14 protein-coding genes are annotated in these 14,360 nt (G+C 61.3%); 6 read left to right on the top strand and 8 right to left on the bottom strand.

Translation table 11 applies throughout. The features are described from left to right. Positions 1 to 59: 59 nt before the first annotated feature. The 6 genes from MON38_RS17310 to MON38_RS17285 all read right to left on the bottom strand — a co-directional run bounded on the left by MON38_RS17310 (position 60) and on the right by MON38_RS17285 (position 5,244). Positions 60 to 893 (bottom strand): LexA family transcriptional regulator, encoded by an 834-nt coding sequence (locus MON38_RS17310; RefSeq protein ID WP_241937404.1) that lies wholly within the window; start codon positions 891 to 893, stop codon positions 60 to 62. Positions 894 to 1,010: 117 nt separating this feature from the next. After that, positions 1,011 to 1,808 (bottom strand): hypothetical protein, encoded by a 798-nt coding sequence (locus tag MON38_RS17305; RefSeq protein WP_241937403.1) that lies wholly within the window; start codon positions 1,806 to 1,808, stop codon positions 1,011 to 1,013. Between the two features lie 89 nt (positions 1,809 to 1,897). Beyond that, positions 1,898 to 2,731, bottom strand: a complete 834-nt coding sequence (locus tag MON38_RS17300; protein WP_241937402.1) for a hypothetical protein — start codon at positions 2,729 to 2,731, stop codon at positions 1,898 to 1,900. Positions 2,732 to 2,750: 19 nt separating this feature from the next. Next, a complete protein-coding gene (locus MON38_RS17295; RefSeq protein ID WP_241937401.1) occupies positions 2,751 to 3,659 on the bottom strand; it encodes a hypothetical protein in 909 nt (302 codons plus the stop codon). A gap of 17 nt (positions 3,660 to 3,676) precedes the next feature. Beyond that, entirely contained in the window at positions 3,677 to 4,573 is an 897-nt protein-coding gene (locus MON38_RS17290) for a hypothetical protein (RefSeq protein WP_241937400.1), read from the bottom strand. Further along, entirely contained in the window at positions 4,570 to 5,244 is a 675-nt protein-coding gene (locus MON38_RS17285) for a DUF2306 domain-containing protein (protein ID WP_241937399.1), read from the bottom strand. Before MON38_RS17285 ends, MON38_RS17290 begins: the two co-directional genes overlap by 4 nt. A gap of 65 nt (positions 5,245 to 5,309) precedes the next feature. Between MON38_RS17285 and MON38_RS17280 the strand changes: the two genes are divergently transcribed. After that, the gene (locus tag MON38_RS17280) at positions 5,310 to 5,687 is read left to right on the top strand and encodes a hypothetical protein (protein ID WP_241937398.1); all 378 of its coding nucleotides are present in this window, start codon (positions 5,310 to 5,312) and stop codon (positions 5,685 to 5,687) included. A 127-nt stretch (positions 5,688 to 5,814) separates the two neighbouring features. Here the strand turns inward: MON38_RS17280 and recQ are convergent, their stop codons facing one another. Both recQ and MON38_RS17270 read right to left on the bottom strand, forming a co-directional pair. Then, positions 5,815 to 8,055, bottom strand: a complete 2,241-nt coding sequence (recQ, locus tag MON38_RS17275; protein ID WP_241937397.1) for a DNA helicase RecQ — start codon at positions 8,053 to 8,055, stop codon at positions 5,815 to 5,817. Between the two features lie 55 nt (positions 8,056 to 8,110). Then, on the bottom strand, positions 8,111 to 9,289 hold the full coding sequence (locus MON38_RS17270) for a THUMP domain-containing class I SAM-dependent RNA methyltransferase (RefSeq protein WP_241937396.1): 1,179 nt from the start codon (positions 9,287 to 9,289) through the stop codon (positions 8,111 to 8,113). Positions 9,290 to 9,538: 249 nt separating this feature from the next. On the opposite strand from MON38_RS17270, the gene MON38_RS17265 reads away from it, so the two are divergent. The 5 genes from MON38_RS17265 to murB all read left to right on the top strand — a co-directional run bounded on the left by MON38_RS17265 (position 9,539) and on the right by murB (position 14,327). Beyond that, a complete protein-coding gene (locus MON38_RS17265; protein WP_241937395.1) occupies positions 9,539 to 10,237 on the top strand; it encodes a hypothetical protein in 699 nt (232 codons plus the stop codon). Between the two features lie 154 nt (positions 10,238 to 10,391). Further along, on the top strand, positions 10,392 to 11,786 hold the full coding sequence (locus tag MON38_RS17260) for a sugar MFS transporter (protein WP_241937394.1): 1,395 nt from the start codon (positions 10,392 to 10,394) through the stop codon (positions 11,784 to 11,786). Between the two features lie 146 nt (positions 11,787 to 11,932). Next, positions 11,933 to 12,532, top strand: a complete 600-nt coding sequence (locus MON38_RS17255; protein WP_241937393.1) for a hypothetical protein — start codon at positions 11,933 to 11,935, stop codon at positions 12,530 to 12,532. A gap of 82 nt (positions 12,533 to 12,614) precedes the next feature. After that, positions 12,615 to 13,172, top strand: coding sequence for a hypothetical protein (locus MON38_RS17250; protein ID WP_241937392.1), 558 nt, complete (start codon positions 12,615 to 12,617; stop codon positions 13,170 to 13,172). A 114-nt stretch (positions 13,173 to 13,286) separates the two neighbouring features. Further along, positions 13,287 to 14,327, top strand: coding sequence for a UDP-N-acetylmuramate dehydrogenase (gene murB, locus MON38_RS17245; RefSeq protein WP_338423785.1), 1,041 nt, complete (start codon positions 13,287 to 13,289; stop codon positions 14,325 to 14,327). The last annotated feature ends 33 nt before the right edge of the window (positions 14,328 to 14,360 follow it).

The following is a 14,360-nucleotide window of genomic DNA, read 5'->3' as shown; positions in this document are numbered from 1 at the left end:
CAATTTTATAGGAATCCGCCGTTTTGGCGGCCGAATTGAAAATATCGGGGTACTCCGTCCTAAGCCCGCTTGAGGAGGGCCACCTGCTGCTGCAGGTCGAGCACGAGGCTGGCCACGCGCTCGAGCGAAAGCTCGGCAATGGGGAAGGTGCTGCTGATGTAGCTTTTAGCTTCCCAGATTTCGAGCACGTCGTCGGCCTGCACGTCGTATGGCGAGAAGTGCGGGTTATCGGAATGCAGCACGAACATGGAGCCCGAGCGCAGCTTGTTGTACACACGCTTGAACACGATGCCGTCGCGCGAACTCACCACGATGCACGGCGTGCCATCCTTGATGCTCGACCAGTCTTCGACGTAGCGGCCCACGATGACGGTACCGCTGGCAATGGGCAGCATGGAGTCGCCGGCAATTTCGAAGGCCCGGTACGTGCCCGTGTTCGAAAGCATGGGCAGGCGGAACTTGGGCAGCACCTCCAGGTATTCGCGGTCGGCGTAGCCGTTGAGGTAGCCGGCGGCGGCTTTCTGGGGCACCAGTTCGATGTTCTCGTTCTGGTCCTTATCGACGGTGAAGGCCAGCACACGGAGCTTGCCGCCGGCGGCCGGGGTAGGCGGCTCGGGGTTGTCGTCGGCATCGGTGGCCAGCGCATTGGGGTCGGGCTGGGGCAGCGAGCCAATAATCTTGGTGTTCTTCTTCTTGCTGAAGTCGGTGGTGACAAGCTGGTCGAGCGTGATGCCGAACAAACGGGCCATGTTCACCAGCGTGGCAATGCGGGGCTCGGCGCGGCCTTCTTCGTAGGCCCCCACCAGCGAGCGTTTGATGCCGAGCTTTTCGGCCATCTGGGCCTGGGTGAGGGCAAGCTCGCGCCGGCAGAATTTCAGGTTCGTATTAATCATGGGGAGGGGGCAGCAGCCGGGAATAGCGTTTGCTTCAACGCAGATTCGGCTGGTGAAGTTAGCAACGCAGGCGCGAAGATACTAATTCACTTAGCTAATAATTTTCTGCCCACCACTTTAGCGTTTAGCCACTTGCTTTTCGGCCCACCATTCGTCGTTCTGCCAGTAGGTATTCCAGCCCACGCGGGCGTAGCGCGGGTTGAGATGGGCGTCGCGGTCGCCAATCTGAAAGCGGGTGAGGACCTGGTGCGCCACGGCCATGCCCTGCTTCCAGACGGCCGGCACGGGGTCGCCATCGGGGCCGTCGCGCCACTCGCCGTCGAAGAGCAGGCCGCCGCGGCGGGTGAGGGCGTTGGTGGTGTATTCGGCCAGGGCGGCGCGCCCGCTGCTGCCCACTTGAAAGTCAACGCCCAACCGCCCATCAAAGCGTCCGCCCAAGCCGTGGCTGCTGGTGGCTTGTAGCGCGAAGCTCCCCGTGGCGCAGTACACGGCCCGCGCTTTGCCGGTGCCGTCATCGCCCACCGCTTCGGCCGGCAGGCGCTGTACCTGCTGCACCTCCACGCTGCCCCGAAACGGCGTCACGTCGCCGTAGCAGCGAAACTTTCCGGCCACCAGGTAGCGCCCGGGGCTTTTGGCATCGGCCTGCACGCTCAGGAACACGAATTCGAGCCGCCGTCCATCGTAGCCAAAAACGCCATTGAGCACATCCTCGGTGCCATTACTGGCCTGATGCTGCCACAAGCGGCCTAGGCTGGCGCGGGCCAGCAGTGCCGTGCGAGTAGCATTGGAGAGCACCGCGCCGGGTGCGACCAGCGGAGCAGTAGCGTGGGTGGGGCCGGGAGTGGCCGGCCGGCGAAGGGGCCGCGCCGCGCCGAGCAGCAGCGCAGGAGCCGCCAGCAGCAGGAAGTATCGCATGGGAACCGTGAAAATTGGAAACGCGCAGGACGGATATATTGCCGGATAGCGCTTCTGTGTTTTCAACGGTGAGCGGGTTGGTTTTAGTATCAAAGGCTGAGCTGGGGCTTGGGGGATTTGGCCCACCACTCGTCGTTTTCCCAGTAGCTATTCCAGCCAAAATGGGCCAGGTTGGGGCTTACTTCATCTCCGCGACCACCTGGCCGAAGGAATTGAAGTGCATTGGGAATGGCCGCCCAGTATTCTCCGGCGAAGGCTACGGGTTGACGGCGGCCAGTGGCATTGCTCACCTGTGTTCCCCGGAAGAGCAGTCCGCTGCCGAGCGTTGGATTTTTGGCGCTGGTGGTTAAGTTGGCAGTAGCCTGCACAGGTTGCTTGTGCTGATTGAGGTAAAAGTCGAGTAGCGCTTTTCCCGAATAACAGCCTGCCCCCTTCGTTGTCGGGTCTTCACGCAGGATAAATTGCCCGTTCGCTGTGAAGGCATTAATCAGCGAATCGGGGTCATCCAGATAAGGAGCGTATGTAAAAGGATGAATCTGGCGCACCGTAATGGTGCCTCTGAAGGGCGTGATGACTTTTTTGTAGCGGTCGAGGCCGGTGACGTGGAACAGATTGGGCTGGGCCGGGTCGCGTTCGACGCTGCTGAAATAGAAGGAAATGCGGTAAGGCGAAGTCCCGAAGAAGCCCTCCATGGCCGACTGAGCCGCTTTGCCTTCGGCCCGGTTGGCCCAGAGCGGGGCCAAGTTGTATTGGCGCAGCATGGCTCGCGTAGTCGGCGACAGGGAGTCGGTGGCAGCGGTGGCTAGCGCAGCGGGTTGAGGCGTTGGCCCCGCGGCAACCACAGCATCGGCAGCAGCCGGAGGGGTGTGCTGGCAGGCGGTAGCGGCCAAAGCCAGCAACAGGGCGAAACCTTTGGTTTTCATGATTGGAAAGCAACTAGTGTTACAAAACAAGTTTGGGCTTGGGAGAGTCGGCCCACCACTCGTCGTTTTCCCATTTTTCGGTCCAGCCCAGGTGGGCATATTTGGGATTCATCTCGCCCCCGCGGTCGCCAATTTCGAAGTCCTTGTACACGTCTGGCGCGGCAGCAAACACGTTGTCGGCCAGCACAAACTGCTTCACTTGCCGGGTACTGATGTTGAGGCGGCTGCCGTTTATCAGCAGATAACCGGCGTTGTACAGCCCGTCGGTGCTCCGAAACGGCGACCGCAGGTAGCCCAGGCGCTGGTTGGATTTCACGTAAAACTGCAGCGCCGCCGCGGCCAGCATTTCCCCGGCATTGGCCAGCGGCGCTTCCTTGATGCGCAGCTCGGCCCGCACTTCGCGCGGGTGCGCCAGCAGGACCTTTTGCTCATACACCGTACCGGCCGAGTCGGAACCAACGGCTTCGGACTGATTGGGCGCATCGTTGTCGGCGTCTTCGAACTCGTAGGGCGGCTCCAGGTCGGCTACCTGCCGGATGAGGAGCGTGCCGGTGAAGGGGCGCACGTTTTTGCGGTAGTGGCATTTGCCGCGCACGTGGTAAAGCGCGGGGTTGGCGGCATCGCGGTGCACTTCGGTAAAGGCCAGTTCAAACCGGTAGTGGTCGGGGCCAAAAAACCCTTCCAGCACCGAAGTACTCTGTGGCCCGCTCGTGGCGCCCTGCCACAGCGCGGACAGGTCGTAGCGGCGCAGCATTTCGCGGGCTGCGGCTGTTAGGGTGTCGTGGGGGGCAAACACGGCGGGCAGCACCGCCGATACAGCGGTGACTTCGGCTGGCGGCGGGGTGGCAGCTACCGGCTGGTGGGCGGTTTGCGCCTGAGGCTGACAGGCGGCCAGGCCCAGCAGGAACAGAAAGGCAGGAAGTTTCATGTGAAGTGCGGACGAACTCACAGGTTGAGTTTGGGCTTGGGCGAGTCGACCCACCATTCGTCGTTTTCCCAATAGTTATTCCAACCCAACTTGGCATACTTGGGATTTACCTGTGCCCCCCGGTCACCGATGCCAAAGTCCTTTATCAGACCAGGCGACAGTAGGAAAACATCACTGCTTACTAAGAATGGCCGGCCAACCTTGTCGGCCGCATTCTGCCAACGACCCGAAAGCAATAAGCCGCTGCCTTTAGTTGGCGCTTTTTCGAGTATTGCACCCTCAGCAGGAGAATGTATCAAGCCGGTAATGCCTTTATCCGTTAGCCAGAAATCAAGTAAGGTTTCACCCACAAGCACGTAGGATGCTGGGGCCTCGCTCAGCAGTCGGAAGGTAGCCGAAGCAGAATAGGCGCGGGCATTAATAATGTTGCCCGCTTCGCCAACTGTATCCTGAACAAAGCTTTCTTCGCCTTGCGACAGCAATAGACCTTGGTCGAAATAATCGGATAGACGCGTGAAGCAGATGTCTCCCGTAAAGCTGGTCACTTGTTTTTGCCAGCGCGCCTTACCCCGAATGTGGACCAGTTCGGGCCGCAGGCTGTCGCGCGAGGCCTGCAGGATGGCTAGTGACAGCCGTTGTGGATTCGTACCAAAGAACCCATCGAGGGCCATGCTAAATCCGGGCTGCGGCGCTAGCAACAGCTTGCTTAAGTCTACCTGCCGGAGTGTGGCGCGCATTTCCACAGTCAACGAATCAGCAGGAGCTACTGCCTGAGCCACTGGTTTAGAAGCAGCTGCCGATAACCCTGCATCAGGCGGGGCTAGTGAAGCAGAAGCAGTTTGGCCAGTTGGCTTTTGCTGCTGGCATGCGGCCGTCAGCAAGGTCAATAAAAACGGGTAGAACGTTCTTTTCATACCGCCAATTTAGCCCGCAAATCCGGCATAAACTCCCGCAGAAAATACCGCCCCAGCCCCACTTCCAGCAGGATTTCGACCAGCACCAGATTGCCCACCCACGACAGCCACGTTACCGTCAAATATGTCTCAATGGGCTTGGTTTCGAACACGTAATACATCACGTAGCTCTCGCCGCGCAAGGCCAGGGCGGCCAGCGTCACGGCGAAGGAGCGCAGCATCCAGTCCACGTGCAGGCTCCACTGGCGCTGGCGGGCGGCGCGGTAGGCGCGCCAGGTGCACAGCCACCACACAAGGCATTGCAGCGTGAAGCCGACCTGTGCCGCCAGCCCGCCATTAGCAAACCGCGCCAGCACGAGGCCCGACGGCGCCGCCAGCGCCAGAATGCCCACCACGTAGCACTTGCCCAACTGCCGGTGCAGCCCCGGCCCGCGCCGCGCCAGCACCGGCAGAAACTGCAGCAGCCCGGCCACCAGCACCAGCAGGCTGGTGGTGATGTGCACGTAGAAACCAGCCCGAAAAACCGGGTTGTCGTTGGTTTCGTCGCTCTTGGTAGTGAGGAAGTGGATGCCCTTCTCGAAGGTGTAGTAGGGCAGCGTTTTGGTGAGCATCAGGCCCGCAAAGGCGGCGATGAACAAGGCCGCGAGGGCGAGGAACAGTTTGCGCAGCATGGGGGTCATGAACCAGAAAATGATGCCGTTATCTTGCAAGGAAATTCACCGTTTTCCATTTCCACATGTTTACTCCTCGTGCGTTAAAAATTGCGGCCATTCTAGCCATGGCCCTCTCAGTAATTGGACTGCTTTTAAGCCTTTTGTTGATTGGCAAATCGGGCAGCTTTATTATGGGGATTGTCTCGTGGAGCTTGTTGATTTGGGCTAGCTACATTGGCTTCCAGCTCGCCTCTTACAAGCTATATGAGGAAGAATACAAGAAAGTGGGCTTCCGTATTTACGCCATTATCGCCGCCTTTATTGCCTTCCTGACTTTCGGATTTATTATCGGATTGGTATTGGCAGTCGTATTACTTGCCAGCCTCTGGGGGCTCAAAAAGAACTACGACGAGTGGACCAATACCCAGCCCATTGAAGACCCAAACGCGGAATCCGTTTAAACTAACGGGGTACTCCTAACCCAGCCGTTTTGGCCGTAAATGTGGCCCGGATTCGCTTGTCGTGTTATGCTCAGCATCTGCAAGTAAAGAAAGCCCGCTTTGCATACCGGCGGGCCTTCTTTACTTGCTACTGCCCGCGCAAGCGCTTGTGGTACAGCGCGGCCATGCGCAGCTGGAAGTAGTCGTACTTCTCGCGTAGGTGGTCGAACAGGTCACGCAGCGTGGGGTCGCCGCCGAGCTGGGCGCGGGCAGTGAAAATTTCGGCCAGCTCCGCGTCGCTGACGAAATCGTGGATGCGCAGCTCGCGGCCCTTGGCGTAGGCATTGTAAAGGTGCGTTTTCACGGTGCTCAGGGCCAGGCCGCGGCGCTCGGAAATATCCTCCGGCGTGAGGCCCATCTGGTGGAACTGGATGGTGGCATCCTCCGAGTCGCTCACGGTTTTGTCGGCCTTGTTGGGCAGCGACAGGCGCGGGCGCGGCTCCTGGAACAGGTTGTCGGAATCGGAGGGCACGGCCCCGCCGCCTTCCTCCAGAATGAGCTTGATGAAGGCCTCGCCGTACGTTTCGAACTTCTTCATGCCCACGCCCGACACGCCCAGCATGCCCACGCGGCTCACGGGGCGCTCAGCGGCCATTTCCTGCAGCGTGGCATCGCTGAACACCACGTAGGGCGGCACGCCCTGCTCATCGGCAATGGCTTTGCGAAGCTTGCGCAGCTTGTCGAACAGCTGCGCCTCGGGCGAGCCAATAGTGGCGCTGGCAGCAGCACTGGCGGCTTTTTTGCCGGCACGGGTGGGCTTCTCGGCCTTCTCGCTCGGCTGGAACTTGCGCAGCGGCAGCGTCAGCTCGCCTTTGAGCACCTGGTGGCCGCGCTCGGTGATTTTCAGGGCGTAGCCTTCCTCGTAGGCGATGTAGAACAAGCCGTCGTTCAGCATCTGGTGAATGTAGCTGTACCAGTCGAGGTAGGGCAGGTCGCGGCCCGCGCCGTAGGTTTTTATCTGGTCGTAGCCGCCCTGCAGCACGGCCTGGTTGCGCATGCCGCGCAGAATGTCAATCAGCAGATTGATAGCCACTTTCTCGCGGCTGCGGAACACGGCTGACAGCGCTTTCTGGGCAATGAGGGTGCCGTCGAACGTGGTGGGCGGGTTGCGGCAGATGTCGCAGTTGCCGCAGTCCTCGGCCAGGGTTTCGGAGAAGTAGTTGAGCAGGATTTTGCGGCGGCAGCTGGCGGCTTCGGCAAACTGCTGCATGCGCTCGAGCTTGGCGGTGTTGAGCTGGGCCTGGCGCGCGGGCACGTCCTTTGTTACCATCTCGCGCATCTGCATCACGTCGGCGAAGCTGTAGAACAGGATGGCGGTGCTCGGCGCGCCGTCGCGCCCGGCCCGGCCGATTTCCTGGTAGTAGCCTTCGATGTTTTTGGGCAAATTGTAGTGCATCACCCAGCGCACGTTGCTTTTGTCGATGCCCATGCCAAAGGCAATGGTGGCCACAATCACCTGCACGTCGTCCTGCAAAAAGGCTTCCTGGGCCTTGCCGCGCTGCAGGGGCGTGAGGCCAGCGTGGTAGTGCGCGGCCTTAATGCCCTTGGCCAGGAGCTTGGCCGAAATCGTTTCGCAGGTTTTGCGCGAGAGGCAGTAGATGATGCCGGGGTCCTGCGGGTGGCGGCCGATGTAGTCGATGACGGAGCCCACGCGGTCCTGCCCAGGGCGCACGTTGAGGTTGATGTTGGGCCGGTCGAAGCTGGAGAGGAATACTTTGGGCTCGCGCAGGTTGAGCTGCGTGATGATGTCGCGCTTCGTCAGGCGGTCGGCCGTGGCCGTGAGGGCGATGATGGGCGTGCTCGGGAAGTGGTTCCGCAGCTGGCCCAGCTGGGTATACTCGGGCCGGAAATCGTGGCCCCAGCTCGAAATACAGTGCGCCTCATCGATGGCAAACAGGCTGATGTTGACCCGCGTGAGGAACTGCATAAACCCGTCGCTCAGCAGCTTCTCCGGCGATACGTAGAGCAGCTTGAGGTAGCCGCCGGTGGCGGCGCGGGCAATGTCGTTGGCCTCGTTCTGGCCCACGCTGCTGTTGATGTAGGCGGCCGCGATGCCGTTGGCTTTCAGGGCTTCCACCTGGTCCTTCATCAGGGCAATGAGGGGGGAAACCACCACGCAGGTGCCCTCACTCACCACGGCTGGAATCTGAAAGCAAACCGACTTACCGCCGCCGGTGGGCATGAGCACCACGGTGTCTTTCCCGTTGAGAATGTGCTGGATGATGTCGCCCTGCATAGGGCGGAAGTTGTCGTAGCCGTAGTACCGTTTCAGGGCCTGGCGGGCGGCTTGCAGTTGCGGGGCGGGGGCGGTAGTCGCGGTATCAGACATGGGACAGGAAGAGGTAAGCTAAAATAACGATGCTGGTCGGGAAGTTCCAAGCAGATTAGTTTCCGGCCGGCGCCGAGTCCGTCCGGGGTTCCCGCCGGCTCCCCCGGTACAGCTCATACTTCAGCAGCCGGCAGTCAATCGGCCCGTTGAACAGCGGCGTCCGCCGCGCCGGCTTCAGCCCGATGCTTTTGGCAGCTTCCAGATTGCCGGTAAACACAAAGGCGCTGTATCCCTGAAAATTCGACTTCAGCGAGTCGCCAATCGTCTTGTATAGCGCGGCCATCTGGGCCTCCTCCCCTATCCGCTCGCCGTAAGGCGGGTTGGTGAGAACGATGCCGGGCGCCTCCTTGGCAGGCGCGGTGGCGTCCTTCACGTCGCGCACCGACAGACGGATGCAGTCTTCCAGGCCGGCGGCGGTGATGTTGGCGGCGGCCATGTCGATGGTTTTGGGGTCGAGGTCGGAGCCGGCGAGGTAGGCCTGGGGCTCCTCCAAGCGCTGGGCTTGAGCTTCTTCGCGCACCTGGTTCCAGAGCTCGGGGTCGAAGTCGTACCAGTTTTCGAAACCGAACTTGCCTTGGTGAAACAAGCCGGGCGCAATGCGCTGGCTGATGAGGCCGGCCTCGGTGAGGATGGTGGCCGAGCCGCACATGGGGTCGATGAGGGGCTTTTTGCCATCCCAGCCCGAGAGCATGACCAAGCCGGCGGCCAGCACCTCGTTCAGTGGGGCTTCGTTGGTGTGCTGGCGGTAGCCTCGGCGGTGCAGCGAGTCGCCGGCCGCGTCGAGGCTGAGGATGACTTCGTTCTCCGTCATGCGCAGGTGCAGGCGGATGTCGGGCGTGCGGGTGTCGATGCTGGGCCGCTCGCCGGTGCGGGCCCGGAACTGGTCTACGATGGCATCTTTGGTGAGCTGGGCCACGAACAGCGAGTGCTCAAACGTGGAGCGGTTCACCACGGGCGTGATGGCGAAGGTCTGGCCGGGGCCGATGAAATCCTGCCAGTCGATGCGGCTGACCTCACGGTACAGCGCCTTTTCATCGGCGGCGTAAAAAGCGGCAAAAGGCCGCAGCAGGCGCATGGAAAGCCGGCTCCACAGCGCCGTTTCGTAGAGCAGGCGGTGGTCGCCGATAAACTCCACGGCACGGGAGCCCACGTGCGTGATGTCGGCCCCGAGGGCGTAAAGCTCGTCGGCGAGCAGTTCTTCCAGGCCGAACTGGGTGGTGGCGGTGAGGTGCATAAAGTAGCGCGGACTTTTAGTCCGCGTCCGCAAAGGTCGGGAATAGCGCGCGGGTACAGTTCCCCGGCCTTGCGTCTTCTTTTTTTCTCTACCTGCGTGCCCCGGCCATCGTCAGGCTGGTTCAGATAATTCGCTGCAACTTGTAGCTTTAGCAGCCCACCGACTAACCTGAATGCTGATTGAATGGGCACGCGTTTAATTACCACCCTAAAAATGCCCTGCAGAATCCCGCTGGTTGCCGTATCACTAATGGCTGCCACGCTTGCAAGTTGCGGCAATTCGCCAACTTCAAAACCAACCGCTGTAATCATCCTCCAGCAGCAAGCAGGCGCTGACAGTGCCAGGTCCGCATCATTAGTAAGCTCGCCAAAATCCGGCACCGCGCCCCGCCTAAACCCGGACAGTGTTGAACTCACGGCGTTGGTGAGAAACGCCTACGAGTGGCACGTAACCAAAGACCCAGGTTATGGATTCCCGCTAAAAATCACCAATCCCGCCGATAGTCTGTTCACCGGCATCGACTGGGCCGCATACAACAAGGATTATGCAGTCTTAAAGAAGACCGGCTTTTTCTCCGATGATTTTCTGGCCAGGCACCGGGCAATTGCCATGACGATTGATTCCTCGGTCAGACAAGCCAGTGCTGACTGGCGAAACGCAAACGATGGGATTCCACTGTGGTACTCCGATTCGGATGACTGGTGTAACTGCCAAGACAATCCTGACAATTACTGGCAGCGGCTTACCCTCAGCAATTTGAAGTTTGGCGATAACACGGCCGCATTCAACTGGACCTGGGATAAAAAAGACGGCATCGACCCGCCTCTCAGCTATGCGATGAAAGCGAAAAAAGTGAACGGTGCCTGGAAAATAAGCCACCTGGAAGGGTTCCAGAATTACGGTACGGTGGCCGATTACAACAAGAGAATGAAGCCTAGCCGGCGGTAGTGCAGTTGCCGGCAGCTGCTCGCCAGCAGCAGCCATTCAGCAGTTATTGCTTGTACGTGGGTTGGATTTGCAAAGCCGGCTCGCTCGCTTCATCACTTAATCCTTCCTGACAGCCGGCCCGATGTGGCCGGCTTTTTTGTACCTTCCGCCGCGTATGGCTATTCCAGTTTCTTCAGCGGCATCCACCGCCGCACCCGCTCGCTCCTACGCCGGCCCCATGGTGCTGATGACCACCCTGTTCTTCCTGTTCGGGGCCGTCACCAACTTCAACGACGTGCTCATGCCCTACCTCAAGGACGTGTGCCAGCTCACCGATTTGCAGTCCTCGGCCGTGCAGTCGGCCTTTTTCGGGGCCTACTTTCTGATGTCCTTGCCGGCGGGCTGGGTGCTCAAAAAGCTGGGCTACCAGCGCGGCATCGTGGTGGGCCTGCTGGTGATGGCGGCCGGCGCGCTGCTCTTCATTCCGGCCGCTGATTCGCGGGCCTTTGCGCTGTTTCTCACGGCGCTGGCGACGCTGGGCGCGGGCATTACGCTGCTGCAGGTGGCGGCCAATCCGTACGTGAGCATTCTCGGCCCGGCGCGCGGCGCGGCGGCGCGGGTGAGCGTGGTGGGCGTGGCCAACAACTTCGGCGGGAGCCTTTCGCCGCTGGTGGGCGGGCTGGTGCTGTTCGGCGGTTCGGTGGCCCTCAAGGCGCGGCTGGCGGCGCTGCCGCTCAACGAGCGGCTGGCCGAAGAATCACAGCTAGTGAAAGGGCCTTACATCGGCCTCGCGGTGTTTCTGGTGCTGCTGGCGGCGCTGTTTTTCTTTCTGGTGAAGCTGCCCGACATTGAAGGCATTCCCGAAGAAGCCGCCGAGGAGGCCCGGCCCATGGCGGCGGGGCGCACGTCGGCGCTGTCGTTTCCGCACCTGGTGCTGGGCGTGGTGGCCATTTTCGTGTACGTGGGCGTGGAGGTGGGCCTCGGCTCCTTCCTGATTCGCTACGGCGAGTCGCAGGGGATTCAGCAGCTTTCCAGCTTCACCCAAAGCCTGGTGCGGGGCCTCAACGTGGCCACCAACTACGTGGGCGTGCTGTTCGGCCAGCAGCCGGCCCCGATTGATACCGCGGCCGGCTTCACCAAAGCGGTGGGCGCGGTGCTGGTGTCGTCGTACTGGTTCGGCTCGCTCATCGGGCGCGTGGTGGGCATTCCGCTGCTGCTCAAGTTCCACAACCGCGTGCTGCTGGTGGCGGTGTGCGCGGCCGGCACGGCGCTGGTGGGCGCCAGCATCCTGAGCACCGGCGAAACGGCGCTCTGGCTCATCGTGCTCTGCGGCTTGATGAACTCCATCATGTGGCCCGTCATTTTCCCGCTGGCCATCACCGGGCTGGGGCCCTTCACCAAGCAGGGCTCCTCCTACCTGATTATGGCCATTGTGGGCGGGGCGCTCATTCCGCCACTCATGGGCTGGCTGGCCACGCACGGCGGCGGCTTGCGCGTGGCCTTCGTGGTGCCGGCGCTGTGCTACCTGTACCTGCTGTTTTATGCCGTGAGCGGCTACCGGGTGCGGTAAGTCTGGGCAACGGAACAATAAAAAAGCACGTCATGCTGAGCGCAGTCGAAGCATCTCTGTCGGGGAAGTAATCATAATTTACTGCTGCGGTAGAGATGCTTCGACTGCGCTCAGCATGACGTGCTTTAACCCTCTTGCCCCGACCCATGCCCACTCCGCCCGCTCCCCGCTCTTACCGCCTGCTCAGCGCCGGCAACGTGGCCCTGGTTTCGGCGGCCGTGGTGGTGGTAACCACGGTGGCGGTGTGGCTACTGGGGCTGGGGCAGCACCGCACGTTATTTGCCAATTCACTGATTTCGACCAGCATATTATTTGGCGCCTTTTTCCTGTTCACCGCCGTGGGCCTCTACCACGGCGTGAAGCTGCGCGACGACGTGGGCCGCCTCACCGACCGCATCAGCCGCAAAAACTTCCCCGGCACCAGCGGCCTCGAAAGCCTGCCCGATTTCGATTTTTCCGAAGGCCACGGCATTCTCGGCATCCTGGCCGCTATTGTGATGGCCGTGGTGGTGGCCATTCTGGCCGTGTTCGTCATCTGGCTGGTGGGCGCGCTGCTCTGGACGGGCATTCTCATCTTCGCCGCCCTGCTGTACTGGGTATTTTTCCGGGCGTTGCGGCTGGTGTTCAAAAACTCGAACCGCTGCCGGGGCCGCTTAGGCGCCAGCCTTTGGGAGGGCTTCTGGTATGCCTCCCTCTACACCTGCTGGATTTACGGCATCATCATGGCCGCACATTATCTGGGCTGAGCGTATTTCGCACTAAGCCGGCAGCTTATCCGTTAAAAGCCGCACTGCCATGCCTCACCACCACGCCGGCAGCTTGTTTCTCATGAAAAAATCCCTGTTCGCCCCTGTCCTCTTTGTGCTGGCCCTGCTGCTCGGCACCGTCGGCTGCAAAAAAATTGCCGACCTGCTTACCTTTCAGATTAACGATTCCAGCACTTTTCAGCTGCCGGCCACCGGGCCGGTGCCGGGCGGCGTGGGGCCGGTTATTACCCTGCCGGGCGTCACGGTCAACTCCACGTCCAACAGCACTTTTCAGAACAATAACACGGCCGCCGAATACATTCAGGACGTGACCCTCGACCGCCTGGCCCTCACCATTACCGACCCGGCCGGGCAGAATTTCGACTTCGTGAAGAGCATCAGCATTTCGATTGCTTCCGATGCGGCTGGCACGAATAAAGTATTGCTGGCCTCGCTCAGCCCCGTGCCCACCGGCCAGACCACCATCAACCTCACGCCCTCGGGCCAGAAGCTCGATGCCTACCTGCGCAGCGGCAACTACACCCTTTTCACCACCGTGGAAATGACCCAATTGGGCCTGAGCAAGGCCACCACCGTGCGCGCCGACTCGCGTTTCAACGTGAAGGCTAACCCGAAGTAGCGCACTGTAGCGTGGGCTCTGCGAGTCCGCGTTTGCATGGAATAGCCTCGCCCAGAAGCAGACTGGCAGGGTCCGCGCTACAGTGCGCTACGGCCCGGCCGCTACCTTTGCGGCATGATGCCTACGCTCGAAGAAAACGTTTCCCTTCGCCCCTACAACACTTTCGGCCTCGATGTGCGGGCCCGCTACTTCGCCCGCTTCGCCTCGGCCGATGCGCTGCGCCAGCTACTGCAGCTGCCGCAGGTGCGGGCCGCCGACAAGCTCATCCTCGGTGGTGGTTCCAACCTGTTGTTCACGCAGGATTTCCCGGGCGTGGTGCTCAAGAATGAGATTCGCGGGCTGGAAATTCTGAGCGAGGACGGCGACAGCCAAACCGCACTGGTGCGCGCCGGGGCCGGCGAGAGCTGGCATGGACTCGTCGAATACGCCCTCGACCAGCAGCTGAGCGGCATCGAAAACCTTTCGCTCATTCCCGGCACGGTGGGCGCCGCCCCGTTGCAGAACATTGGGGCCTACGGCGCCGAGCTGCGCGACACCTTCGACCACCTCGAAGCCGTGGAAATTGCCACCGGCGCATTGCGGGTATTTTCGGCGGCCGACTGCGGCTTTGGCTACCGCGAAAGCGTGTTCAAGAACGTGCTCAAACACCAGTTTGTGGTGACGGCCGTGGTGCTGCGCCTGCACCGCCAGGCCCGCCCCAACGTGCAGTACGGCGCCATCACCGAAACGCTGGCCGAGCTGGGCATCGGGGGCGAGCCCACGCCGCAGCAGGTGAGCCAGGCCGTGGTGCACATCCGCCGCTCGAAGCTGCCCGACCCGGCCGAAATCGGCAACGCAGGCTCGTTCTTCAAGAACCCCGAAATTTCCCAAGCCGCCTTCGACCGCCTCAAAAGCCAGTACCCCGACCTGCCCGGCTACCCCGTGCCCGGCGGCGTGAAAGTGCCCGCCGGCTGGCTCATCGAGCGCGCCGGCTGGAAAGGGCTGCGGCGCGGCCCCGGCGCGGGCACCCACGGCGTGCACGCCCGCCAGGCCTTGGTGCTGGTGAACCACGGCGGGGCCACGGGCAGCGAAATCCGGGCGCTGGCCGAGGAAATCATTGCGGCCGTACGGCAGCAGTTTGCCGTCGAGCTTCACCCGGAAGTTAATATTTTGTAAAGATTGAACTGAACGAATCCAAGCAAGAATTTT

The sequence above is a fragment of the Hymenobacter cyanobacteriorum genome, from assembly GCF_022631375.1.
In the GTDB taxonomy this organism is placed as follows: Bacteria; Bacteroidota; Bacteroidia; order Cytophagales; family Hymenobacteraceae; genus Hymenobacter; species Hymenobacter cyanobacteriorum.
Note: the sequence above shows the minus strand (reverse complement) of the source record. Positions and strands in the feature narration are given on the sequence as shown.

What these genes read in the sequence shown, in the direction of transcription:
- MON38_RS17310 (WP_241937404.1), bottom strand. Translation starts at nt 893, where the DNA reads ATGATTAATACGAACCTGAAATTCTGCCGGCGCGAGCTTGCCCTCACC.
- MON38_RS17305 (WP_241937403.1), bottom strand. Translation starts at nt 1,808, where the DNA reads ATGCGATACTTCCTGCTGCTGGCGGCTCCTGCGCTGCTGCTCGGCGCG.
- MON38_RS17300 (WP_241937402.1), bottom strand. Translation starts at nt 2,731, where the DNA reads ATGAAAACCAAAGGTTTCGCCCTGTTGCTGGCTTTGGCCGCTACCGCC.
- MON38_RS17295 (WP_241937401.1), bottom strand. Translation starts at nt 3,659, where the DNA reads ATGAAACTTCCTGCCTTTCTGTTCCTGCTGGGCCTGGCCGCCTGTCAG.
- MON38_RS17290 (WP_241937400.1), bottom strand. Translation starts at nt 4,573, where the DNA reads ATGAAAAGAACGTTCTACCCGTTTTTATTGACCTTGCTGACGGCCGCA.
- MON38_RS17285 (WP_241937399.1), bottom strand. Translation starts at nt 5,244, where the DNA reads ATGCTGCGCAAACTGTTCCTCGCCCTCGCGGCCTTGTTCATCGCCGCC.
- MON38_RS17280 (WP_241937398.1), top strand. Translation starts at nt 5,310, where the DNA reads ATGTTTACTCCTCGTGCGTTAAAAATTGCGGCCATTCTAGCCATGGCC.
- recQ (WP_241937397.1), bottom strand. Translation starts at nt 8,055, where the DNA reads ATGTCTGATACCGCGACTACCGCCCCCGCCCCGCAACTGCAAGCCGCC.
- MON38_RS17270 (WP_241937396.1), bottom strand. Translation starts at nt 9,289, where the DNA reads ATGCACCTCACCGCCACCACCCAGTTCGGCCTGGAAGAACTGCTCGCC.
- MON38_RS17265 (WP_241937395.1), top strand. Translation starts at nt 9,539, where the DNA reads ATGGCTGCCACGCTTGCAAGTTGCGGCAATTCGCCAACTTCAAAACCA.
- MON38_RS17260 (WP_241937394.1), top strand. Translation starts at nt 10,392, where the DNA reads ATGGCTATTCCAGTTTCTTCAGCGGCATCCACCGCCGCACCCGCTCGC.
- MON38_RS17255 (WP_241937393.1), top strand. Translation starts at nt 11,933, where the DNA reads ATGCCCACTCCGCCCGCTCCCCGCTCTTACCGCCTGCTCAGCGCCGGC.
- MON38_RS17250 (WP_241937392.1), top strand. Translation starts at nt 12,615, where the DNA reads ATGAAAAAATCCCTGTTCGCCCCTGTCCTCTTTGTGCTGGCCCTGCTG.
- murB (WP_338423785.1), top strand. Translation starts at nt 13,287, where the DNA reads ATGATGCCTACGCTCGAAGAAAACGTTTCCCTTCGCCCCTACAACACT.